Source organism: Oceanimonas sp. CAM02 (genome assembly GCF_032842915.1).
Taxonomy (GTDB): Bacteria; Pseudomonadota; Gammaproteobacteria; order Enterobacterales; family Aeromonadaceae; genus Oceanimonas; species Oceanimonas smirnovii.
In genome coordinates this window covers 1-21,192 of sequence record NZ_JAWJBK010000018.1, presented here as the reverse complement: position 1 = coordinate 21,192, position 21,192 = coordinate 1, and the positions used below count along the sequence as shown (strand labels likewise).

The window sequence follows — 21,192 nt, the reverse complement described above, 5'->3', positions numbered from 1 at the left end:
TTACTGCATCAGTAGACGGTAAAGAAAGTTAATTGCTTTCAAGGAGAGAGACAATGAAAAAGCTTACTTTAGCACCTGTAGCTGCCATAGTGATACTCGGTATCAGTGGTTATGCAAACGCTGAAAGCGGAAAAGGAAAAGATACCGGCATGGATATCTATAAAGAAATAGATGTTTCTGCTGATATTGATTTTGGAGGTAGTGCCTGGGTTTATGGTGCAATAGGTGTGAATAAACTGGGCATGGCTGCCATTGACAGCTATCAAAACTCTACCAATAACAATGCAAATGCTGGACAGGAAGGTTCAGCCATTAACAACTTCCGCAACACTAACAATTCAAAATTGGGAGGTGAAGGCACAGCCAGTGACCTGGCTGGTAACGTAGGCATTAACATGTCCTCTGGTGACAATAACGTTCAGGCCAACAATGCAGCCATTACGGTACTCGGTGATAGTGAAGCAGACCCTGTAGGCGGGGAATCCGTTGCTCAAGGTAGAGGCTTGTTCCCGATTTTCGATGATAAGGGTGCTGCGGTTGATGCAGAAATAAGCTCCGCACAGGTAGCCAGTGGCAATGCCACTCTCAACTACGGTAACCATAACGATGCGGTTATTAATGGTGGCAGCCTGTCAGAAAACAGCGGCAACCTTGGTGTAAACGTTGCGGCCGGTAACAGTAACGTTCAGGCTAATAACTTTGCGGTATCTTATGGTAAAGACGCCCAGATGGCCATGGCAACTGTGGACAACAAACAGTTTGCTACTGGCAATACTACTGTTAACAAAACTTTACTGGAAGAAGATGTCGCAAGAAAAGTCAGCTTGACTATGCGCGGAAATGTATCCGGCAGTTATCAGGGTGAAAGTGAACAAAGTAATAATGTTTATCCTGAAATCTGGCTTGGCCCTATCAATCGTCCTAGCCAGAATCACCCGGACGGAGACAATTATATAGGTCATCTTGACTTTGACGGCACTCCCGGTAGTTCAGCAGCTAATAGCCCACGAGACAATGGAGTAGAAAGTCACTTCAAATTCGAAGAGTCTGGCACAGTTGATCTGGGAGAAGTTACGCTCTCTGGAGAGCTGATTACTTATAAAACAGTAGTTGGCAGAACTAACGTAAATAATGCTGTATTGAGTGGTGGTTCCCTTAATGGATCATCAGGCAATATTGGCGTAAACGTTACCGCAGGCACTAATAACCTGCAAAGCAACAACCTTGCACTTAGCGTTGGCAACTTCTAACGCAATTATGGCTCCGGTTAACACCGGAGCCTTTTTATTTTTCAGGGAGGGTATAAAGGTGCTTAAATCATATTTGCTAATTGGGGTTTTGTTATCTATACCTTCCCATGCATCCAGTATTGATATGACCGGCACTGTTCCGGGCATTGGCACATCAAGTAAAAAAGTAGTCAGCATAGCTGACAGAAAATTCCTTGGTGTCGTAAAACAGCAAACTGATTTCAGCTGTGGAGCTGCATCGGTAGCAACCATATTAAAGTATTCCTATAATATGCACACTAATGAGAAATGGGTATTGGATGGTATGTTGGCCATGGCAAACCCTGACCAAGTAGCACAATTTGGTTTTTCTATGCTCGATATGAAAAATTATGTTGAGATGCTTGGCATGGAAGCTAAAGGTTTTAAAATAAAAGACAAAGAGATAGTCAAGCTTAAAATACCCTCCATTGTACTACTTGATATAAAAGGTTTCCAGCACTTTGTTGTCATTAAAAAGGTTGATAGTGAAAACAGAGTTTATCTTGCAGACCCGGCATTAGGTAACAAAATAGTAGAAATGGATGAGTTTCTTGCTGGATGGAACAATATTGTCTTAGCCATTATTGGTAAAGACTATGATAAATACTCTATTCTCGCCAACCCCGCACCTCCACTAACTGCCCGAGGCAGAGATAACCGCTTTGTTCCTGTATCTGATGCGGCACTGATGGAGTTTGGATTCAACTATAAAGACTTGTTGTGAGGTTACCATGAAATGGGTAGCAGGCTTCCTGGCACTGACCTCAGTGGTTGGTATCAGCCAGGCAAACGAAATTCCCTCTCCCTTTAACAACAATGGGACAGGTATTCTTCTCGGTGATGATATTCTGGATGCACAGCGAGGAAAGTTTATAGCAGCTAATAAGTCTCATTATTTTGGGATTGAGTTTGTCACAACTATTTCCGGACCCATGGGAAGCATGATCACCAGCGGCATGCAGCTGAACGTTAACTTTAATCGTTCAGGCCCGAGCGTCGGGGTCAATTTATATGGTAACCAAGAGCCAGATCCATCTGATGGAGGCATAAGTGACAGTGTGCCCAACGGCAGCGGTCTTGTGCAGCTGGCACAAATTGCCGGTGATGCAAACACAGGAGTTAACGACTTCAGCTTTCAACCGGGTTATATGCCTCAGAAAGGTAGCCCGATCTCTCAGGGGCAGTACCAGATAAATCTTCCTGATGGCATGATGCAGTTTGAGTTCACACCTTCGACCATAGGAATGGCGGTTACTTCTGGCAATGGTCAGACCGTGGCTCGCCAGATGCTGAGAAATGCTACTGGTAATCAAGGTTTTGTCCAACAATTTCGCATAGAAGATAATCATCAGCTACTTTCTAATCAGGCCAAAATTTATATGGGCGACGGCCTGGGTCCCTATGCGAGCATTGCAAACACGTTACGCCAGCAACTACCGATAGGGTTCAAATAATTAAACCAACCGATGCAAGGAACGCATATGAAAAAAACAACCATTTTACTGGCAATGGCTGGTTGTTACTCTCCCTTTCTTATGGCACAAGAGGTTTCACCCGCAAATGATAATCAGATGCAACAAGAGTTGGATCGGCTGCGCCAGCAGCTTATTCTGCAAAACCAGCAGCTTCATCGTCTGCAAAGTCAGCTTTCGTCCGGCCAGACTCAGATAAACGGACAGGTTTCAGATACACGAGCCAGCTCTCAAAGACGGGCACCAGCTCCCAGCCGCTCAACTGAAGATCTTTTGCTTGAACAGCATAATGTGTTCGACAGAAAGCTCAGTATGGATTTTGGTTTAAGCTATGCCTACTACGATCGCAAGCAACTACTTTTACAAGGATTGGTTGTATACGATGCTATTTTTCTCGGTCGAATAGATACTGATCGTATTCGCTCTCATCAATGGACATTTGATGTAACAGGACGCTATACCTTCAATGATCGCTGGCAAGCCGAGCTCAAAATTCCTTACGTATATCGTTACATGGATTTCTCCGCCAGTGACAGTGGTGCCGGCAGTAACAACACTAATATTGTATCCGTAACAGACAGAAATGATGGCGGACTGGGGGATATCAGTGCCGCGATTTATTACCGAGTATTAACAGAAAATCAGAGCAGACCTGATTTGGTTTGGAACGTCAAGGTTACAGCACCCACAGGTAAGGATCCCTTCGGCATCCCTAATACACCTAATGCCTCCAACAATAATCTTAGGGATGTGCCCTCCGAACTGGCAACCGGCACTGGCTTGTGGTCGCTTTCTACCGGCTTCTCTGCTGTCAAAACTGTAGACCCGGCCATTCTGTTTGCCAGTATTGATTACACTCATTACCTGAAAGGAAGCTTTGATGATATCTCTGCCGAAGATGGTAATCAGCCTGGTGAAGTACAGCTGGGTGACAGCTTTGGGTACGGCCTCGGAATGGCTTTTGCTCTCAGCGAGCGGTTGAGTATGTCTTTAAACTTCAATCAAAGCTTTAATCTGGAAGCTGAACAAACCTTTGATGTAGGAGGCGGAGGCAAAGTACCGGGCTCTGATGGCAACTCGGCTTCAATGGGTATGGGTGTTACCTGGGCCATCAGTGACAATCTCTCTTTGGTAGCCAACTGGGCCGCCGGTCTTACTCCAGATGCGCCTGATTATGTAGTGGGCATTCGTTTTCCTTATCGGTTCTGATCCTTGTTATACGTCTTACAACTTTGTAGATCTGAATGGATTATAGGCTTATTGCCTGCCACAATCGGTATATCAGTTACTTAAGGGAGAATGACCATGGCAACAGTGGGTGAAATTATGCGGCACAGTGTGCCCGTGCTGACCGCAGACATGTCGATGTCGGAAGCACTGGATCGCATGCTGGACTCAGGTCTGAGCGGGCTGCCGGTGGTCGACAACCAGCGACAGCTGATTGGTTTTCTGTCGGAGCAGGACTGCATTCCCAAACTGCTGGGTGCCAGCTATCACTGCGATAACCGGGTCGTGGTATCTGACCTGATGCGCCAGGATCCGCTCAGCGTCACCACAGATACCGACGTATTTGAACTGGCCCGCACCATGGGCGGGCCCAAACCCAAGCTGTATCCGGTAGTAGAAGGCAAAAAGGTGATTGGCATGGTCACCCGCCATCAGGTCATGAGCTTTTTAAACAATCAGCTGAAGACCTGTCTGGCAACCTGACCGTTTGGTATTAAATAACAAAAGGGGGCACTGTATCAGTGCCCCCTTTTTGGTTGCTGTGCCCGGTTATGTTACAGCAGATCGTCTACGGTTGCGCTCAGCTCGGCCGGCCATACACCGCACTGTACCTGGCCGATATGGCTGAGTTGCAGCAGCAGCATGGCAAGACGGGACTGACCGATGCCACCACCTATGGTCTGGGGCAGGCCGCCGGCCAGCAGTGCCTGATGCCACTCCTGGCTGGCGCGGTCTTCGTTACCGGTCAGCGCCAGCTGACGACGCAGGGCTTCCTGATCTACTCGAATGCCCATGGAAGACAGCTCAAAAGCATCTTCCAGTACCGGGTTCCACACCAGAATGTCGCCGTTGAGGCCGGCCAGACCGGTTTTGCTTTCAGTAGACCAGTCGTCATAATCAGGGGCGCGCATATCGTGGCTGTCGCCATGGCTCAGCTTGCCACCGATACCCACCAGGAAGACGGCACCCATTTCCCTGGCAATGGCACGCTCACGGCCCTTGGCATCCAGCTCCGGATAACGGGCCAGCAGCTCTTCCGCATGCAATACATGAATTTTTTCAGGCAGAAAGGGGGTAATACCAAACTCGTCGGCAGCGGCCTGCTCGGTGCGTTTGATGGCACCATAAATGCGCTCAACGGTCTGTACCAGATAACCTTCGTGGCGCTGTTCGGCGCTGATCACCTGCTCCCAGTCCCACTGATCCACATACACGGAGTGAATGGGGCTTAAGCGATCCTCATCAGGGCGCAGTGCCTTCATGTGCGTATAAATGCCCTCACCCGGCTCAAAGCCAAAACGTCCCAACGTATGACGCTTCCATTTAGCCAGGGAGTGCACCACTTCATAACGCTCGCCGGGAATGGCCTTTACTTTTACCTGTACGGCTTTTTCGGCACCGGACAAGTTGTCCTGCATGCCATCGCCCAGACGGCTGAGAATAGGAGCCTGAACTTCCAGCAAATTGAGCTGCTGCGCCAGCTGGCCGGAGAAATACTCTTTCACAAAACGGATTTGGCGTTGACGTTCAATATAGGCTTTTTTCATCTCATTCACCTGAGCTTGCTGATTGGTTTTGAAGAATAATCATGGAAACAAACATCAAATTCAACAACCACTGGCAAAAACTCCTTTATGATCTTAAATTCACTAATACAAAGCCATTTTTTTAAGGATCTGATAAATGCACATGGAAAAAGGCGACGCACATTATCGAATCGACAATCTGGACAAATCCATTCTGAGGGCACTGATGGACAATGCCCGCACGCCCTATGCGGAGCTGGCCAAGCGTTTTCAGGTGAGCCCGGGCACCATTCATGTGCGGGTAGAAAAAATGAAGCAGGCCGGCATTATTGAAGGCACCCGCGTACAGGTAAACGGCAAGAAGCTGGGTTACGATGTGTGCTGCTTTATTGGCATCATACTAAAAAGCGCCCGGGATTATCCGCGGGCGCTGGCGCAGCTGGAGGCGCTGGAAGAAGTGGTGGAAGCCTATTACACCACGGGCCATTACAATATTTTTATCAAGGTCATGACCCGCTCCATTGACGAGCTGCAGCAGGTACTGATCCACCGCCTGCAGCCGATTGAGGAAATTCAGTCTACCGAAACGCTGATCTCACTGCAGCAGCCCATCGACAGAGACGTCACCCCCTGATCAGTTTTCCAGCGTGTTCAGAGCATCGTGCATCAGTTTCAGCTTTTGCTGTTTCAGCTTACTGTCGGCAGCAATCTTTTCCAGCATGGCCGTTTTCAGCTCTTCATTGGTCTCATTGCCGGCCCGCTGCTCGGCCATCAGCCGGTGCAGCTGCTGCTTTTGCTCCATCATATTCAGACGGGCTTTCTGAGTATTGATGAACTGAGCCTTGAGCTCGGGCGTTTCCAGTTTTTCCATGCGGGCCTTGAGTCGCTGCTCAAAGCGGGCCGGGCTCATGGCCTTGCCGTCATGGTGGCGCTTGCCATGATAGCCATGGCCCTTGCCGTGGTGACCTTTCATCTGGCCATGGTGGCATTCTTCAGCCATGGGGCCTCTACCTTCGCCTCCATGATGAGCAGCCACAGCCAAAGCGGGCAGGGTCAGTAAACTGGCGGCAAGTAACAAAGCAGTGTGACGAGTTTTCATAATAATGTTCTCCCGAACTGATGAATACGCTATTCAGTAAAGCAGGAGATTGTCAGCAAACTGTGTCGGACAGGCCGTTTTTTGCAACAAAGTGTCACAGCGCCGCACACTGACACACTTTGACATTATTTCCGCCATGGCGGCACCTATACTGAGCCCGGTATGGCAGGAGAGCACAATGAACAAGAGTAAAGAGTTACTGGTGGTGGACGATCACGGAGAAATTCGCGATTTATTACGTCGCTTTCTGGAGCAGCATGGCTACCGGGTGCAGGCGGTGCCCGATGGCCATGCCATGCGCCAGCATCTGGCCCGCCACCAGCCCGATCTTATTATTCTTGATTTAATGCTGCCCGGCGACGACGGCCTGACACTGTGCCGGGAACTCAGAGGCCAGGGCAATCAGGTGCCCATTATAATGCTGACTGCCATGGGCGAAGACACGGATCGCATCATCGGCCTGGAAATGGGGGCCGACGATTACCTGCCCAAACCCTTTAATCCGCGCGAACTGCTGGCACGCATCAAGGCGGTGCTGCGCCGCCAGCATGGTAACGAGCATCATCACACTGCCGATATGCCAAAAAAATTACGCTTTGGGCACTGGCTGCTGAACACAGCACGCCGGGAGCTGACCGGCCCCAATGGTATTACTATCAGCCTGAGTACCGCCGAGTTTGATCTGCTGCACGTCTTTACCCAGCACCCAAACAGAGTGCTGAGCCGGGATCAGCTGCTGGATCTGGCCCGGGGCCGGGAAGCCCAGGCCTTTGACCGTGCCATCGACACTCTGGTGAGCCGGCTTAGGCGCAAGCTGGAAGCCGACTCCAAAAACCCGGAACTGATCAAAACCATTTGGGGCGGCGGCTATATGCTGGCAGCGGATGTGCACCATGAAGATTAAGCAGCGGCTGCGCTTCTGGCTGGGCAGCCTCACCGGCCAGATTATTCTGGTGGCCTTGTGCGCCCTGGCGCTGGTGCAGCTGGTAAGCCTGCAAATTTACCGGCTGGAACGGGAAGAAGCACTGGGGCTGGTAAACAGCCGCTTTACTCTGCAGCGGCTGATGGCGGTCACCCGCTTATTACATCAGTCGCCTCCCGAGCTGCAGCGGGAAGTGCTGCGCGCCAGCCGCAGCGAAACCCTGTTGCTGAGTCTGAGCCGGCAGGCACCCGAAGACGGTGAGCGCAATCCGGTATTTGAGCGCATTGTGCGCAACCGGCTGGGCTATCCGGAGACGCTTGCCATTCATATAAACGCAGAAACCGGCAGCGGCCATGCGCTGCCCACGCCGCCGGAGCGCCGGCCTCGCCATCCTCATCACCATGGCCCTGATGTGCGGCTCCATGGCGGTATTGAGCTGGATAAAGGCGTCTGGTTACATTTCACCTCTTTGGTGGATGCAGAAAATACCGGCTGGTCGCTCAGGGCCATGTTCTCCCTGGGGCTGTTGGCCGCCCTGCTGACCGGTCTGATGATCTGGCTGCTGCAACGCATTACGCGGCCGCTTAACCAGCTGGCACGCCGGGCCGAACAACTGGGCCGGGGCGACAAGGCCGAGCCGCTGCCGGAAACCGGCCCCAGTGAAATTCGCGATACGCTCTCTGCCTTTAACCGCATGCAGGAGCGGCTGGACCGCTTTGTGACCGACCGTACCCGCATGCTGGCGGCCATTTCTCACGATTTGCGCACACCGCTTACCAGCCTGCAGCTGCGCTGCGAGTTTTTGCCCGAAGGAGAAGACAAGCACAAGCTGCAACAGGGGCTGAAACGCATGGAGCAAATGCTCAATGCCACCCTGCGCTTTGCTCGGGACGACGGTCAGGACGAGCCCATGCGGGACCTGGATCTGTCCAGCCTGGTGCAGAGCCTGTGTGATGATCTGCAGGATGCCGGCCATAGCGTCAGCCTGGAAGAGTGCGAGCCCATTCTGTTTCGCGGCCGAAGCCAGGCACTGCGCCGGGCTCTGCAGAACCTGCTGGAGAACGGCATTAAATACGGCAAACGGGTGGAAGTGCGGCTGCTGGACGAGCCCGATCATATTCGCATTCTTATTCGTGACTTTGGCCCCGGCATTGCCGAGGATCAGCTGGAGGAAGTGTTCAAGCCCTTTACCCGGCTGGACAGCGCCCGCAATCTGGAAGACGGCAGCATCGGACTGGGGCTGGCCATTGCCCGCACCTTAATACACCAGCACGGCGGCGAACTGCACCTGAGCAATCACTCCCGGGGTGGCCTGCTGGCCACGGTATTACTGCCGCATTAGTTCCGGCCTTTACTCCCTTCGGCAAACTGCCTACATTGGAAAACCCGACCAAAGCACAAGGACGAATTTTTTGATGAAAGACGAAACTCTGGCCATTCACCATGGCTACACCACGGATCCCACCACCAAGGCAGTGGCTACGCCCATTTATCAGACCGTAGCCTATGAATTCGACAGCGCCCAGCACGGTGCCGATCTGTTCAACCTGGAAGTGCCCGGCAATATCTACACCCGCATCATGAACCCCACCAACGACGTGCTGGAGCAGCGGGTGGCCGCCATGGAAGGCGGCATTGCCGGCCTGGTGGTGTCTGCCGGCAGCGCCGCCATTCACTACGCCCTGATCACTCTGGCCAAAAACGGCGACAACATCGTTACCACGCCTCAGCTCTATGGCGGCACCTACACCCTGCTGGCCCATATGCTGCCGGATCTGGGCATTGAAGTGCGCTTTGCCGACAATGCCAGCCCCGAAGCCATTGCCAAACTGATCGACGCCAACACCAAGGCGGTGTATTGCGAAAGCATCGGCAACCCGGCGGGCAACGTGGTTGATATTAAAGGCCTGGCCGATGTGGCCCACGCCCAGGGCGTGCCGCTGGTGGTGGACAACACAGTGGCCACGCCGGTGCTGTGCAAGCCCATCGAGTTTGGTGCCGATATTGTGGTGCACTCGCTCACCAAATACATTGGCGGCCACGGCAACTCCCTGGGCGGCATTATTGTCGACAGCGGCAAGTTCCCCTGGGCCGAACACAAGGAGCGTTTCCCTCAGTTCAGCAACCCCGAGGCCGCTTACCACGGTGTGGTGTATACCGAAGCCTTTGGCCCCGCCGCCTTTATTGCCCGCGCCCGCACCGTGCCGCTGCGCAACACCGGCAGCGCCCTGGCCCCGCTCAACGCCTTTTTGCTGATGCAGGGCCTGGAAACCCTGTCGTTGCGCATGGAGCGCCATGTGGAGAACACCTTCAAGGTGGCCGAGTATCTGCAACAGCACGACGCGGTAGACTGGGTGAACTACGCCGGTCTGAAAGGTCATCCCGATTATGAACGCGCGCAGCAGTTTATGCAGGGCAAGCCCTCGGCCATTCTGTCGTTTGGCCTCAAGGGCGGTTATGAAGCCGGTGTGCGTTTTTATGATGCGCTCAAGCTTATCAAGCGACTGGTGAATATTGGCGATACCAAATCACTGGCCTGCCACCCCGCCTCTACCACTCATCGCCAGATGAGCGAAACAGAACAGGCACAGGCCGGCGTTAAGCCCGAAATGATCCGTCTGTCCATTGGCATTGAGCATGCCGACGACATTATTGCCGATCTGGAGCAGGCGCTGAAGGCATAAGCATTGCCCGGTTGACTCTTGACTAAGCTCCAGGGTTTACACTGACAACAGTGTGTTATCAGGAGAGTCAGTCATGCGTCACTGCTGTGATCAAAACAGCTGTCATCAATCCACCGCCGTCGGCCATGACGGCGGTGCTGCTGCCCCCATCGCCAATACCACCGAGCATCGCTGGCGCATTCATGGTATGGACTGCCCCAGTTGTGCCGGCAAAATAGAAACCGCCGTTAAGCGCCTGCCCGGTGTGCACAGCGCCGAGGTGGCCTTTGCCACCGAGCTGCTGCGGGTGCGGCTGACTGCTGAAGGCAACCGGGAACAGGTAGTTCGGGCCATTCACGCCGCCGGTTTTACTCCCTTTAATGATCAGGCCCCCGCAACCCCCAACGTGCCGTTTTGGCGGCGTTATTTCTTCCTGTTAACCCTGCTGCTGCTGATGCTGCTGGCCGGTGCGGCCCAGCTGCTGTGGCCGGCGGCTGCGCCCTGGCTGTTTACCCTGGCTACACTCTGGGGGTTGGTGCCCATCGTGCGTCAGGCCTGGCGGCTGGCCCGCAGCGGATCGCCGTTTTCCATTGAAATGCTGATGGCGGTGGCCGCCAGCGGGGCCCTGTTTCTGGGAGAAACCGCCGAAGCGGCCATGGTGCTGCTGTTGTTCGGCATTGGCGAGCAGCTGGAAAACCTGGCCGCCGGCAAGGCCCGCCAGGGCGTAAAAACCCTGATGGCACTGGTGCCGGAGCAAGCCCGACTGATCACTCCCGAGGGCATCAGGGAAGTGGCTATCAGCGAGCTTAAACCCGGCCATGAAATAGAAGTGCACCCCGGCGGCCGCCTGCCCGCCGATGGCATATTGCTGAATGCGCAGGCTGCCTTTGATGAAAGCGCCATTACCGGCGAGTCTGTGCCGGTGGAGCATGAGCGCGGCGCTCAGCTGGCCGCCGGCAGCCTGGTGGTGGATAAGTCGGTGCGCTTAACGGTAACCTCACAACCCGGCCACAGCACCCTGGACCGCATTCTGCATCTGATGGAGCACGCCGACGCCAACCGTGCACCCATTGCCCGCTTTATTGATCGTTTCAGCCGCTGGTACACCCCGGCCATGATCGCTACCGCCACTCTGGTGGCAGTGCTGCCGCCTTTGCTGTTTGCCGGTAATTGGGAAACCTGGATTTATCGCGGTCTGGTGCTGCTGCTGATTGGTTGTCCCTGCGCCCTGGTAATTTCCACCCCGGCGGCAGTTACCTCGGCACTGGCAGCGGCCAGCCGCATGGGTGTGTTAATCAAGGGCGGTGCCGCGCTGGAGCAACTGGGCAAGGTAAATATGCTGGCCTTTGATAAAACCGGCACCCTGACGCAGGGGCAGCCGGTGCTGCGGGAGCTGTGCCTGTATGCCGGTTTTGGGCGGGAGCAGGTGCTGGCGCTGGCCGCCGGGCTGGAAAGCGGCTCTCACCACCCTCTTGCCAGAGCCCTGGTCAATGCTGCCGCTCAGGAGCAGATTGCAGCACTGGAAACCGGTGAAAAACACACTCTGCCCGGGGCCGGCATTCAAAGTCGCTGGCAAGACCAGCCGGTGCTGCTCTGTGCGCCGTCTTATTTACCCGAAGCCGACTTCAGCCCTCAGCAAATCGCCGATATGGAGCGATTGCGGGCCGCCGCCTGCACCCTGGTGGTGCTGGTGGTTAATCAACAGATTGCCGCCCTGTTTGCGCTGCAAGACACCCTGCGCCAGGATGCCAAAGCCGCCATGACCGCCCTGCACAAGCTGAAAGTAAAAAGTCTGATGCTGACCGGTGATCATGAGCAAACCGCACGGCACATTGCCGCTGAGCTTGGCATGGACTACCGTGCCGGCCTTAAACCCGAGCACAAACTGGAGCAGGTAGCCCGGCTCAGTGAGCAGCATTGCCTCGGCATGGTGGGCGACGGCATTAACGATGCCCCGGCCCTGAAGCAGGCCAGCATCGGCATTGCCATGGGTCAGGGCACGGATGTCGCGCTGGACAGCGCCGATGCTGCCCTCACCCACAACCGGCTCACGGCGCTGCCCGAGGCGGTGCGGCTGTCCCGGGCCGCCAGTGCCAATATTCGCCAGAACATCACCCTGGCGCTGGGGCTCAAGGCGGTATTTCTGATCACCAGCATTACCGGCGTCACCGGCCTCTGGCTGGCGGTGCTGGCCGACACGGGTGCCACTGCGTTAGTCACCCTCAACGCCCTGCGGCTGCTGCGCTTTCGGCCATAAAAAAGCCCCCGGCAACCGCGTTGCCGGGGGCTTTTACTGACAAGGGGCTTACTCGGCGCCGGTGGCCACCGGCGGGCGCACACCCAGGCTGTGACAGATGGCATAGGTCAGTTCGGAGCGGTTAAGCGTATAGAAATGGAAGTCTTTCACTCCTTCCCGGCTCAGCACACGGACCTGATCCATGGCGATGCTGGCACCCACCAGATTACGGGTATTTTGATCATCATCCAGGCCTTCAAAGCGCTGGTGCATCCAGCGCGGAATACGCACATTGGAAAAACCGGCAAACTTGAGCAAGGTTTTGTAGTTGGATACCGGCAGAATGCCCGGCACAATTTCTGCGTCTATGCCAACGGTGGCACAGCGATCCCGAAACCGCAGATAAGACTCCACGTCAAAAAAGAACTGGGTAATGGCCCGGTTGGCCCCGGCATCAATTTTCTGCTTCAGGCTGAGCAGATCGGCCTGGGCACTTTTGGCTTCCGGATGCACTTCCGGATAGGCGGCTACCGAAATATCAAAGTCGGCTTCTTCCTTTAGCAGGCTGACCAGATCGGCGGCATACATATCGGGTTTTTCCATGCCTTCGGGCAGATCACCGCGCAGGGCTACTATCTGGCGAATGCCGCTGTTCCAGTAGTCCCGGGCAATGCCCCGCAGCTCGTCGCGGCTGGCATCAATACAGGTGAGGTGCGGAGCGGCAATCAGGCCGGTTTTTTCCTGAATGTCTTTAATGACCTTGTGGGTACGGTCCCGGGTGCCGGAGTTGGCACCGTAAGTCACGGATACAAACTTGGGTTCCAGCGTTTTCAGTCGCTCAATGGAGTTCCACAGGGTCTGTTCCATCTGTTCGCTGTTGGGCGGAAAGAACTCAAATGACACATTAATATCGCCATTCAGCTCGGACAGCGACTGATTCAGCGCTTCAACATGACGCGCACTGTGAAAACCCATGATTTGCTCCTGATTACTTACTGCTTACTTCAAGTGAGTCCATTATGCCTTGATATCACCGCACCTGCTGTAAACCAGCGGCTGACTTATGAGCCGTGGTGGCACATTAAGACGTTTAGACATCTGAATGTCTGAATATTTACACGTCTTGACTTGAGTTAGCAAGATCTTCTTGTAAAAAACCAGTCAATACACGCAAACACAGCCGGGCTGATTCAGCTGATACCCCGCTCAGCCAGCACTTGTGTAATGATGGGCACCGGACTTTGCAGATGCTCCCGCATCATGGCCGCCGCTTTTGGCTGACGCGCCAATATGGCCTGCAGCAACGCCTGATGCTCTTGCTGCTTATCGGCCAGTGCCTGTTCACTGAACACGGTGCGTTTCAGCCATAAATACCGGTAGCGGGCAGCCTGATCCATCAGGGTGCGGCGTACCACCAGCAGCTGGGGCGAATTGCAGCCGGCAGCCACCGCCTCATGAAAAGCCTGATGCCGGCCATCCCACTGATCGAGCTGATCTTCCACCGAATTAAGCTGAGTCACCTTGGCCAGGGCATGATGTGCCGCCACCACCCCAGCTTCCCACAGATCGTCGCCCCGGGTCATGGCCAGCTCCACGATCAGGCCTTCCAGCTGAGCGCGGGCGTCATAAATATCCTGCAGTTCGGCCACCGACATGGGGCTGACACGAAAACCACGCTGGCTCTCTGCCGTGACCAGCCGCTCCGATACCAGCTGCGACAGTGCCTCCCTGAGCGGGCTCACTCCCAGGCCATAACGGGTTTTAAGGCCGCTCATCAGCAGCTTTTCGCCGGGGCCGAAGTGGCTTTCAATAATGTCCTGTTTCAGTTGCTGGTAGGCGGTGCGGGCCAGGTTCTCCCGCGGAGCCTCGGGGTTGCTCATGATGATGTCTCACTGTGAATGAATGGGGCGCATTATAACGAAATTGTAACGGAGATCATAAAATCACCACTAATAATTGACACAAGCCGAAAATGTCGACATTTTATATATAAAGCGACATTAATCGCATTCATCAACACAGTGTCATTACAAGGAAGCCCCCAAGATGTCTAACATTGCTACCGCCGATTTTGTTAATCACCAGTACCAGGGTTTTAGCCTGGCACCCTCTGCCCAGTCTGAGCGTCTGCTGGAGCTGCGCTTTGATGAGCAAACCGTGAACGCCTATCTGAAGGCCACTGCCGAATGGCCGGTGCAAGCGCTGGAATACAAGTCTTTTCTGCGCTTTCGGGTTGCCCAGATCCTGAACGATTTGTGTGGTCAGGCACTGCAGCCGCTGCTGGTAAATACCCTGGTGGACCGCAACACAGGTGGCCTGCTGATCACCCCAGAAGGCCTGGACAAGGTTGAGCAGGCCGAAGAGATGGTCAAATTCACCACTGCAGTTGCCCATCTGTTCGGCCGCTCCAATTTCGATGCCATGAGCGGTCAGTACTACGCCCGCTTTGTGGTACAGAACAAGGATGCCTCCGACAGCTACCTGCGTCAGGCGCACAGAGTGATGGAGCTACACAACGACGGTACCTTTGTGGAGCAGGACACCGACTATGTGCTGATGCTGAAAATTGATGAGCAGAATATGGAAGGCGGTAACTCTTTGCTGCTGCACCTGGACGACTGGGAGCACCTGGACCGCTTCTATGCCGATCCTATGGCTCGCCGCGTGATGCGCTGGGCAGCACCACCCAGCAAGAACACCACCAAGGATGTGTTCCACGCCGTGTTCGATACCGATCGTAGTGGCAAGCCCATCATGTCTTACATTGACCAGTTTGTGCAGCCCAAGAACTATGAAGAAGGCGTCTGGCTGGCCGAGCTGTCTGAAGCGCTGGAAACCAGTGCTCACCGGCTGTCGGTGCGCGTGCCTACCGGTTCATTTTTGCTGATCAACAACCATTTCTGGCTGCACGGCCGTGACAAGTTTACTGCCCACGACGGCCTGCGCCGTGAGCTGATGCGTCAGCGGGGTTACTTTACTCACGCCAAAACCCTGAAAAATCCACGCCAGGGCTAAAGCCATTGACAGAGTGCCGACGGCACCCTGATATTAAAAACAATGATTTAAGACCGCCGGGGCCGCCCCGGCGTTGTCTTCTCTAACAAAGAGTGAGCAGCACAGTGTTTGATTTTATTATTATCGGCGGCGGTATCGTCGGCATGTCTACCGCCTGGCAGCTGAAAAAAACCTACCCCGACAGCAAAATGTTGCTGGTAGAAAAGGAAAGTGGCCCGGCCCGGCACCAGACCGGTCATAACAGCGGTGTTATCCATGCCGGTGTTTACTACACACCAGGCAGCCTGAAGGCAAAATTCTGCCTTGAGGGTAACCGCGCTACCAAGGCGTTCTGCCGTGAGCATGACATTCCCTTTGATGAGTGCGGCAAGTTGCTGGTAGCCACCAACGAACTGGAAATGGAGCGCATGAAGGCGCTGTGGGACAGAAGCGAAGCCAATGGTCTGGAGCGCTACTGGCTGAATGCCGACGAGCTCAATGAGCGCGAACCCAACATTACCGGCGTGGGTGGCATTTTTGTGCCGTCCAGCGGCATTGTCGATTACAAGAAAGTGACCGCGGCCATGGGCAAGGAGTTTGAGCGGCTGGGTGGCGAAATTCGTTACAGTACAGAAGTAACCGGCCTGAAGGAAGAAGCCGAGCAGGTGGTGGTGCAAACCAGCCAGGGTGATTTTCAGGGTAAATTCCTGGTGTCCTGCTCCGGCCTGATGGCCGACAGAGTAGTGCGCATGCTGGGCCTGCAGCCCGAATTCAAGATCTGTCCCTTCCGTGGTGAGTATTATTTGCTAAAGCCTGAGCATAATCAGATTGTAAACCACCTGATCTATCCGATTCCGGATCCGAACATGCCCTTCCTGGGCGTGCACCTGACCCGCATGATCGACGGTACCGTTACCGTGGGCCCCAATGCGGTGCTGGCGTTCAAACGCGAAGGTTATAACAAACGGGATATTTCCCTCAGTGATACTCTTGAGATGCTCACTTATCCGGGCATTCTGAAAGTACTGATGAAAAACCTGAAACCCGGCCTGACCGAGATGAAAAATTCCATCAACAAGGCCGGCTATCTGGAACTGGTACGCAAATACTGCCCCAGCCTGGCACTGAGTGACCTCACCCCCTATCCGGCAGGTATTCGCGCTCAGGCTGTATCCAAAGACGGCAACCTGGTAGACGACTTTTTGTTTGTAAATACCAGACGCACCCTGAATGTATGTAATGCACCGTCGCCGGCAGCCACTTCTGCCATTCCTATTGGCGGCTATATTGTTGATAAAATAAAAGCGCAGGTAGAACTGCCGGTTGCAGCAGTTTGATGATATTCCGGTAATAAAAAAGGGCAGACCCATGGTCTGCCCAAAAACACTGCCGAGGTTTAGTCCCTCTCAACCCGTATTGCAAATCAATCAGAAACGATAACCCAGACCCACCATCAGACCAATGGGATCAATTTCGGTTTTAAAGGTTTCAAGGTCGGTTTTTACATCGGTATCAATATCCATATACCAGACAGAGCCGTTAACAAACAGGTTATCCGTCACCTTCATATCCAGACCGGCCTGTGCAGCCAGCCCCCAGGAATCATCCGCTTTTACGTTGGTGCCACTCAGCAGCCCTTTGCCTTCCTCATCAAAGAAAAAGGTATAGTTGATACCAGCACCCACATAAGGACGCACCTTGCTCTGGGCACTACCAAAGTAATACTGAGCCATCAGGCTGGGTGGCAGGTGCTTAACCTTGGCTACCTCATTACCGCCACTTTCAACGCTGTGAGAAAACGGAGTTGCGGCCAGCAGCTCAACACCCCAGTTATCGGTAACCATATAAGAAAAGGTCAAACCCAGCTGCATGTTGGATTGCACATCCAGGGGGTCGTTGGCATCCGTAGTCGGGCTAACCATTACCGCACCGCCACGAACCAGAATATCACCGGCCTGGTGAGCAAAGGCAGCGGAAGGGGCTATCAGGGCGGCAGCGACCAGAAGAGCAACTTTTTTCATATTCTGTCCTTAATATGTTGATCAAGATGGTTTCGACTGAGAGCAGTTTGCCCGAACTGCTACGGAACTTTTTTGATTTAACGCAAATTAAGGGCGGTTTTCGCCTCAAGCCACGGAACTTTTCCTTACAGAAAAAATAGCCATGAGCGCTACTGGTCAAATCTGAATTCTTAGGGTATATCTTTAGTCATTGAATACAGGCAGCGCTTTTTGGGCGTTGCCTGATTTTTTTGGTTGGAGGTTAATATGGCTCAATTGCCGCCTGTAACAATTTCTACTCTCGATCTTGCCCGACTTGAGGCGCTGCTCGACAAACAACCCGACTCGGATGCAGTGCGCCGGCTGGAAAACGAGCTGGAACGGGCGACTATCGTCACTCCTCAGGAGATGCCGGATAATATTGTCACCATGAACTCGGTGATCCGCTTCAGTATGGCAGGAAGTGATGAAACCTTTACCAAGACTCTCTGCTTTCCGCGCGACATGGATGGCAGCAAAGACAAAATCTCAGTGCTGGCCCCCATTGGTACCGCTCTGCTTGGTTTGTCTGTGGGCCAATGCATTGAATGGCCCGGTCCTAACGGCAGGCCGCTGACAGTGACCATTACCGATGTGGAGTATCAGCCCGAGCGGGCCGGAAATTATCAGTCATAAAACGAAAAAAGGCGCTTTCATGCGCCTTTTTTCGTTTGCTGACTTCACGCTTCTCTGACATTGATATTGCGTACAGGGCCCGGTCACTGCATGCTTGATCCCTGATTTTTCCGTCATACTCATTACAATATGAATGCTTTGGCCAACAGCTTGCTGTTTTCTCTGTCAATTACCGGTCCTATCTGCCTGTTATTACTGCTTGGCTTCTTTCTGCGTCGCACGCAGATGATGAATGAAGGCTTTATCGATGGGGCCAGCAAGCTGGTTTTTAACATCACACTGCCGGTGCTGCTGTTCACCAGTATTGTCAGTGCCGACATCAGTAAGATGGCCAGCCCGGGACTGATTGTATATGGTATTGCCGCTACCTTACTGATGTTCCTGCTACTGGAGTTGCTGGCCACCCGCCTGACACCCAAAAGATCATTGCGTGGCATTCTGGTACAAGGGGCTTTTCGTGCCAATATGGGCATAGTGGGGCTGGCTTATGTCAACAATGCCTATGGCAGCCAGGGCGTTGCCGCCATGGCGTTTTATGTTGCCTGTCTGACCATACTGTTTAATATTCTGGCGGTGATAACCCTGAGCCGCAGTCTGAATACCGGTGACGCAGTACGCCCCGCCGCCATTATGCTTGGCATTGTTAAAAACCCGTTGATTATTGGTATTGTTGCCGCCCTGCCCTTTGCTCTTAGCAGCTGGCAACTACCAGATATCTTTATGAAAACCGGCGCATCACTGGCTCAAATGACGCTACCGCTTGCACTGCTATGTACCGGAGCCAGCCTCAGTCTGAAATCCGGCAGAGAAGACACCGGCCTGTTGCCTGTGATTACATTGCTGCGGCTGATACTGGTGCCGGGATTTATTACCCTGGGAGGCTGGGCAATAGGATTCAGAGATGCCGAGCTGGTAATGCTGTTTTTGATCAACGCGTCACCTACCGCCGCCGCCAGTTACGTTATGGTCCGGGCCATGGGTGGCAATGCCGTGCTGGCAGCCAACATTATTGCAGTCACCACTCTGGGATCTCTGCTGACCACCAGTCTGGGTGCCACTCTGCTCAGCACACTGGGAGAATTCTGATGCAACGGGAAAAAGCCCTGACCCTGGATGCACTGAGAGTACTTGACGCCATTGAACGCAGAGGCAGCTTTGCCGCTGCTGCCGATGAGCTGGGCAAGGTACCCTCTGCACTCAGCTATACCATTCAGAAACTGGAAGACGAGCTGGATTTAACCCTGTTTGATCGTTCAGGCCACAAAACCCGCTTTACGCCAGTAGGACGTTTGTTACTGGAACAGGGACGCCATCTGTTACAGGCATCCAGTCAGCTGGTAGAAAGTGCTCAGGCCCTGGAGCGGGGCTGGGAAACCAGTCTGACCGTAGCAGTTGACGGCATTCTGCCCTGTCATCACCTGTTTCCGGCGCTCGAAGCCCTGCTGCAACAGACTGATACCGATATCCGCTTGTCTCATGAGATTCTGGCTGGCAGCTGGGAAGCACTGGAAACCGGCAGGGCTGATCTGGCGATTGCTGCGCTACAACATGATCTGCCGGTACATAGCAGCATTAAAACGCAGCAGCTCTATCAGGAAAGCTTTATTTACGTTGCTCATCCTGCTCATCCCATTCACCAGGAAAGGGCCCCGCTTAGTGACGAAACGCTGCAGAAATATCGCGCCATTGCCGTGGCTGACACGGCACGCAATAAGCCTGCACTCACTTATCATTTATTCAGCAAGCAGTCGCGCCTGACCGTCAGCACCATGCAAGACAAGATAAGTGCGCTCAGGGCCGGGCTGGGGATCTCGACCCTGCCTCTGAGCTGGTTTGAAGATATGTTGGAGCAAGGAGAGCTGAAAGCGGTGGCAGGCATAGCACCACAAAGTGCCAATGTAGTACTGGCCTGGCGCAGAGATGCCATGGGCAAGGCCAAGAGCTGGCTCATTCGCCAGCTGCCGGCCCTGCTGGAAAGAAAGGAAACGTCAGCGGCCTCGTGACGGCAGGACTGCCTGTATTCTCCTGACCAGAGCGTCCATCAGTCCGGTCTGCAACAACCAGGCCAGCCCAAAGGCCGCCACGGCAAAGGCACCCACATAAATATCGGTAAACCAGTGCGCCCCGCCCATCACACGAGGCGCAGAGAACACCACCACAAATAAACAACCCCAGAGGCCGGCTTTCCAGGACAGAAAACGCCAGGCGAAAGCGGTAAAGATCATCAGCATCAGGCCGTGATCACCGGGAAAGCTGTCACCGGAGGAATCCTTGGTCTTGAACGGTGCCAGCTCGGTCAGCCTGAGCACGTTGTCAAAGGTCAGGGTCGGGCTGGGGCGCTCCACCGGAATGGCGCGTCCCAGCTGGTTCAGCCCGACTGCGGTCAGCAGCATGCATACGCCGATGATCACCAGCCGCTGGCGCTGTTCCGAGTCTCCCTTACGATAGAAGCTGTAATACACAGCGCCCATGGCAAGCAGCGCCACGCCATCAAAGGCCCGGTTGTTGAGTGCCGCGATCAGGTTAACCCATGTCTGGCTCTCTCCCAGCTTGTGGTTAAAGAAATAAAACACCGCCTTGTCGAGCCCGAACCAGAAACCGTGGTTCGGCAGCCAGAACCAGCTGCCCAGCACGGCAAACGCCGCCAGGTTCCAGAACACCAGTTTGTTGTAATTGATAGACATGAGTCCCCCTTGAAACAAGGCGAGCATTGTACGGAATTTTACGCAAGCAGGGCAGCCCTGAAAGTTACCTGCAACCGTGTTTGAAGGCTAAAGTGCAAAGCACCGACTTCATCCAGCAAGTCCGGCGCAGCCGGAAATGAAAAAAGCCCCGACCGTAAGGTCAGGGCTTTTGTATGATGGCGGAGCGGACGGGACTCGAACCCGCGACCCCCGGCGTGACAGGCCGGTATTCTAACCAACTGAACTACCGCTCCGCATAAAGCTGTATAGTCAGGAGTACTATATTGGGTGCCTGGCAGTGACCTACTTTCACATGGCAGCTGCCACACTATCATCGGCGCGGTTGCGTTTCACTGCTGAGTTCGGCATGGAGTCAGGTGGTTCCACAACGCTATGGCCGCCAGGCATAAAACTGTAATTCGA

General features: G+C 54.0%; 21 protein-coding genes, 1 tRNA gene and 1 rRNA gene. 15 read left to right on the top strand and 8 right to left on the bottom strand.

What is annotated here, in order from left to right:
• Positions 1-53: 53 nt before the first annotated feature.
• The 5 genes from R0I78_RS05420 (at position 54) to R0I78_RS05400 (ending at position 4,453) form a co-directional block, all read left to right on the top strand.
• Positions 54-1,250, top strand: a complete 1,197-nt coding sequence (locus tag R0I78_RS05420) for a hypothetical protein (RefSeq protein ID WP_317074604.1) — start codon at positions 54-56, stop codon at positions 1,248-1,250.
• The gene (locus R0I78_RS05415) at positions 1,225-1,995 is read left to right on the top strand and encodes a C39 family peptidase (RefSeq protein ID WP_317074603.1); all 771 of its coding nucleotides are present in this window, start codon (positions 1,225-1,227) and stop codon (positions 1,993-1,995) included. The genes R0I78_RS05420 and R0I78_RS05415 overlap by 26 nt, the downstream gene beginning before the upstream one ends.
• Positions 1,996-2,002: 7 nt before the next feature.
• Positions 2,003-2,725 (top strand): hypothetical protein, encoded by a 723-nt coding sequence (locus R0I78_RS05410; RefSeq protein WP_317074602.1) that lies wholly within the window; start codon positions 2,003-2,005, stop codon positions 2,723-2,725.
• A gap of 27 nt (positions 2,726-2,752) precedes the next feature.
• On the top strand, positions 2,753-3,952 hold the full coding sequence (locus R0I78_RS05405) for a transporter (protein ID WP_317074601.1): 1,200 nt from the start codon (positions 2,753-2,755) through the stop codon (positions 3,950-3,952).
• A 117-nt stretch (positions 3,953-4,069) separates the two neighbouring features.
• On the top strand, positions 4,070-4,453 hold the full coding sequence (locus R0I78_RS05400) for a CBS domain-containing protein (protein WP_410506568.1): 384 nt from the start codon (positions 4,070-4,072) through the stop codon (positions 4,451-4,453).
• 71 nt (positions 4,454-4,524) lie between these two features.
• Here the strand turns inward: R0I78_RS05400 and asnA are convergent, their stop codons facing one another.
• Positions 4,525-5,517 carry an aspartate--ammonia ligase gene (asnA, locus tag R0I78_RS05395; RefSeq protein ID WP_019935830.1) on the bottom strand — a complete coding sequence of 331 codons (993 nt, stop codon included), beginning with the start codon at positions 5,515-5,517 and terminating at the stop codon, positions 4,525-4,527.
• 136 nt (positions 5,518-5,653) lie between these two features.
• Between asnA and asnC the strand changes: the two genes are divergently transcribed.
• On the top strand, positions 5,654-6,130 hold the full coding sequence (gene asnC, locus R0I78_RS05390) for a transcriptional regulator AsnC (RefSeq protein WP_019935829.1): 477 nt from the start codon (positions 5,654-5,656) through the stop codon (positions 6,128-6,130).
• Here the strand turns inward: asnC and R0I78_RS05385 are convergent, their stop codons facing one another.
• Positions 6,131-6,595 (bottom strand): hypothetical protein, encoded by a 465-nt coding sequence (locus R0I78_RS05385; protein WP_317074599.1) that lies wholly within the window; start codon positions 6,593-6,595, stop codon positions 6,131-6,133.
• Positions 6,596-6,773: 178 nt separating this feature from the next.
• On the opposite strand from R0I78_RS05385, the gene R0I78_RS05380 reads away from it, so the two are divergent.
• From R0I78_RS05380 to R0I78_RS05365, 4 genes are all read left to right on the top strand, one after another.
• Positions 6,774-7,499, top strand: a complete 726-nt coding sequence (locus tag R0I78_RS05380) for a response regulator (RefSeq protein ID WP_317074598.1) — start codon at positions 6,774-6,776, stop codon at positions 7,497-7,499.
• A complete protein-coding gene (locus tag R0I78_RS05375; RefSeq protein ID WP_317074597.1) occupies positions 7,489-8,859 on the top strand; it encodes an ATP-binding protein in 1,371 nt (456 codons plus the stop codon). Before R0I78_RS05380 ends, R0I78_RS05375 begins: the two co-directional genes overlap by 11 nt.
• Positions 8,860-8,932: 73 nt before the next feature.
• A complete protein-coding gene (locus tag R0I78_RS05370) occupies positions 8,933-10,201 on the top strand; it encodes an O-acetylhomoserine aminocarboxypropyltransferase/cysteine synthase (RefSeq protein ID WP_317074596.1) in 1,269 nt (422 codons plus the stop codon).
• Between the two features lie 73 nt (positions 10,202-10,274).
• On the top strand, positions 10,275-12,437 hold the full coding sequence (locus R0I78_RS05365) for a heavy metal translocating P-type ATPase (RefSeq protein ID WP_317074595.1): 2,163 nt from the start codon (positions 10,275-10,277) through the stop codon (positions 12,435-12,437).
• A gap of 48 nt (positions 12,438-12,485) precedes the next feature.
• On the opposite strand, the gene metF is transcribed toward R0I78_RS05365, so the two are convergent.
• Entirely contained in the window at positions 12,486-13,391 is a 906-nt protein-coding gene (metF, locus tag R0I78_RS05360) for a methylenetetrahydrofolate reductase (RefSeq protein ID WP_317074594.1), read from the bottom strand.
• Positions 13,392-13,606: 215 nt separating this feature from the next.
• Positions 13,607-14,296: a DNA-binding transcriptional regulator CsiR gene (gene csiR, locus R0I78_RS05355; RefSeq protein WP_317074593.1), complete on the bottom strand. Its 690-nt coding sequence runs from the start codon at positions 14,294-14,296 to the stop codon at positions 13,607-13,609.
• Positions 14,297-14,462: 166 nt separating this feature from the next.
• Between csiR and glaH the strand changes: the two genes are divergently transcribed.
• Complete coding sequence (glaH, locus tag R0I78_RS05350) at positions 14,463-15,431, top strand: glutarate dioxygenase GlaH (RefSeq protein ID WP_317074592.1); 969 nt, start codon at positions 14,463-14,465, stop codon at positions 15,429-15,431.
• A 104-nt stretch (positions 15,432-15,535) separates the two neighbouring features.
• Positions 15,536-16,747, top strand: coding sequence for an L-2-hydroxyglutarate oxidase (gene lhgO, locus R0I78_RS05345; protein WP_317074591.1), 1,212 nt, complete (start codon positions 15,536-15,538; stop codon positions 16,745-16,747).
• A gap of 90 nt (positions 16,748-16,837) precedes the next feature.
• On the opposite strand, the gene R0I78_RS05340 is transcribed toward lhgO, so the two are convergent.
• On the bottom strand, positions 16,838-17,431 hold the full coding sequence (locus R0I78_RS05340; RefSeq protein ID WP_317074590.1) for an OmpW family outer membrane protein: 594 nt from the start codon (positions 17,429-17,431) through the stop codon (positions 16,838-16,840).
• A 246-nt stretch (positions 17,432-17,677) separates the two neighbouring features.
• Here R0I78_RS05340 and rnk point away from each other — a divergent pair, with 246 nt between their 5' ends.
• The 3 genes from rnk to R0I78_RS05325 all read left to right on the top strand — a co-directional run bounded on the left by rnk (position 17,678) and on the right by R0I78_RS05325 (position 20,088).
• Positions 17,678-18,085, top strand: a complete 408-nt coding sequence (gene rnk, locus R0I78_RS05335) for a nucleoside diphosphate kinase regulator (protein ID WP_317074589.1) — start codon at positions 17,678-17,680, stop codon at positions 18,083-18,085.
• A 129-nt stretch (positions 18,086-18,214) separates the two neighbouring features.
• Positions 18,215-19,171 (top strand): AEC family transporter, encoded by a 957-nt coding sequence (locus R0I78_RS05330; RefSeq protein ID WP_317074588.1) that lies wholly within the window; start codon positions 18,215-18,217, stop codon positions 19,169-19,171.
• Complete coding sequence (locus R0I78_RS05325; RefSeq protein ID WP_317074587.1) at positions 19,171-20,088, top strand: LysR family transcriptional regulator; 918 nt, start codon at positions 19,171-19,173, stop codon at positions 20,086-20,088. Before R0I78_RS05330 ends, R0I78_RS05325 begins: the two co-directional genes overlap by 1 nt.
• On the opposite strand, the gene R0I78_RS05320 is transcribed toward R0I78_RS05325, so the two are convergent.
• The 3 genes from R0I78_RS05320 to rrf form a co-directional block, all read right to left on the bottom strand.
• Positions 20,074-20,769 (bottom strand): phosphatase PAP2 family protein, encoded by a 696-nt coding sequence (locus R0I78_RS05320; protein WP_317074586.1) that lies wholly within the window; start codon positions 20,767-20,769, stop codon positions 20,074-20,076. The two genes, R0I78_RS05325 and R0I78_RS05320, sit on opposite strands and share 15 nt — an antisense overlap.
• Before the next feature lie 177 nt (positions 20,770-20,946).
• Positions 20,947-21,023, bottom strand: a tRNA-Asp gene (locus R0I78_RS05315).
• 36 nt (positions 21,024-21,059) lie between these two features.
• A 5S ribosomal RNA gene (rrf, locus tag R0I78_RS05310) occupies positions 21,060-21,174 on the bottom strand.
• Between the last annotated feature and the right edge of the window lie 18 nt (positions 21,175-21,192).

Bases quoted from the DNA above. Each gene is read 5' to 3' on its own strand.
- R0I78_RS05420 (WP_317074604.1), top strand. From the start codon at position 54: ATGAAAAAGCTTACTTTAGCACCTGTAGCTGCCATAGTGATACTCGGT.
- asnA (WP_019935830.1), bottom strand. From the start codon at position 5,517: ATGAAAAAAGCCTATATTGAACGTCAACGCCAAATCCGTTTTGTGAAA.
- csiR (WP_317074593.1), bottom strand. From the start codon at position 14,296: ATGAGCAACCCCGAGGCTCCGCGGGAGAACCTGGCCCGCACCGCCTAC.
- R0I78_RS05375 (WP_317074597.1), top strand. From the start codon at position 7,489: ATGAAGATTAAGCAGCGGCTGCGCTTCTGGCTGGGCAGCCTCACCGGC.
- R0I78_RS05370 (WP_317074596.1), top strand. From the start codon at position 8,933: ATGAAAGACGAAACTCTGGCCATTCACCATGGCTACACCACGGATCCC.
- R0I78_RS05410 (WP_317074602.1), top strand. From the start codon at position 2,003: ATGAAATGGGTAGCAGGCTTCCTGGCACTGACCTCAGTGGTTGGTATC.
- metF (WP_317074594.1), bottom strand. From the start codon at position 13,391: ATGGGTTTTCACAGTGCGCGTCATGTTGAAGCGCTGAATCAGTCGCTG.
- R0I78_RS05400 (WP_410506568.1), top strand. From the start codon at position 4,070: ATGCGGCACAGTGTGCCCGTGCTGACCGCAGACATGTCGATGTCGGAA.
- asnC (WP_019935829.1), top strand. From the start codon at position 5,654: ATGCACATGGAAAAAGGCGACGCACATTATCGAATCGACAATCTGGAC.
- R0I78_RS05320 (WP_317074586.1), bottom strand. From the start codon at position 20,769: ATGTCTATCAATTACAACAAACTGGTGTTCTGGAACCTGGCGGCGTTT.
- R0I78_RS05385 (WP_317074599.1), bottom strand. From the start codon at position 6,595: ATGAAAACTCGTCACACTGCTTTGTTACTTGCCGCCAGTTTACTGACC.
- glaH (WP_317074592.1), top strand. From the start codon at position 14,463: ATGTCTAACATTGCTACCGCCGATTTTGTTAATCACCAGTACCAGGGT.
- rnk (WP_317074589.1), top strand. From the start codon at position 17,678: ATGGCTCAATTGCCGCCTGTAACAATTTCTACTCTCGATCTTGCCCGA.
- R0I78_RS05340 (WP_317074590.1), bottom strand. From the start codon at position 17,431: ATGAAAAAAGTTGCTCTTCTGGTCGCTGCCGCCCTGATAGCCCCTTCC.
- R0I78_RS05380 (WP_317074598.1), top strand. From the start codon at position 6,774: ATGAACAAGAGTAAAGAGTTACTGGTGGTGGACGATCACGGAGAAATT.
- R0I78_RS05405 (WP_317074601.1), top strand. From the start codon at position 2,753: ATGAAAAAAACAACCATTTTACTGGCAATGGCTGGTTGTTACTCTCCC.
- R0I78_RS05325 (WP_317074587.1), top strand. From the start codon at position 19,171: ATGCAACGGGAAAAAGCCCTGACCCTGGATGCACTGAGAGTACTTGAC.
- R0I78_RS05330 (WP_317074588.1), top strand. From the start codon at position 18,215: ATGAATGCTTTGGCCAACAGCTTGCTGTTTTCTCTGTCAATTACCGGT.
- R0I78_RS05365 (WP_317074595.1), top strand. From the start codon at position 10,275: ATGCGTCACTGCTGTGATCAAAACAGCTGTCATCAATCCACCGCCGTC.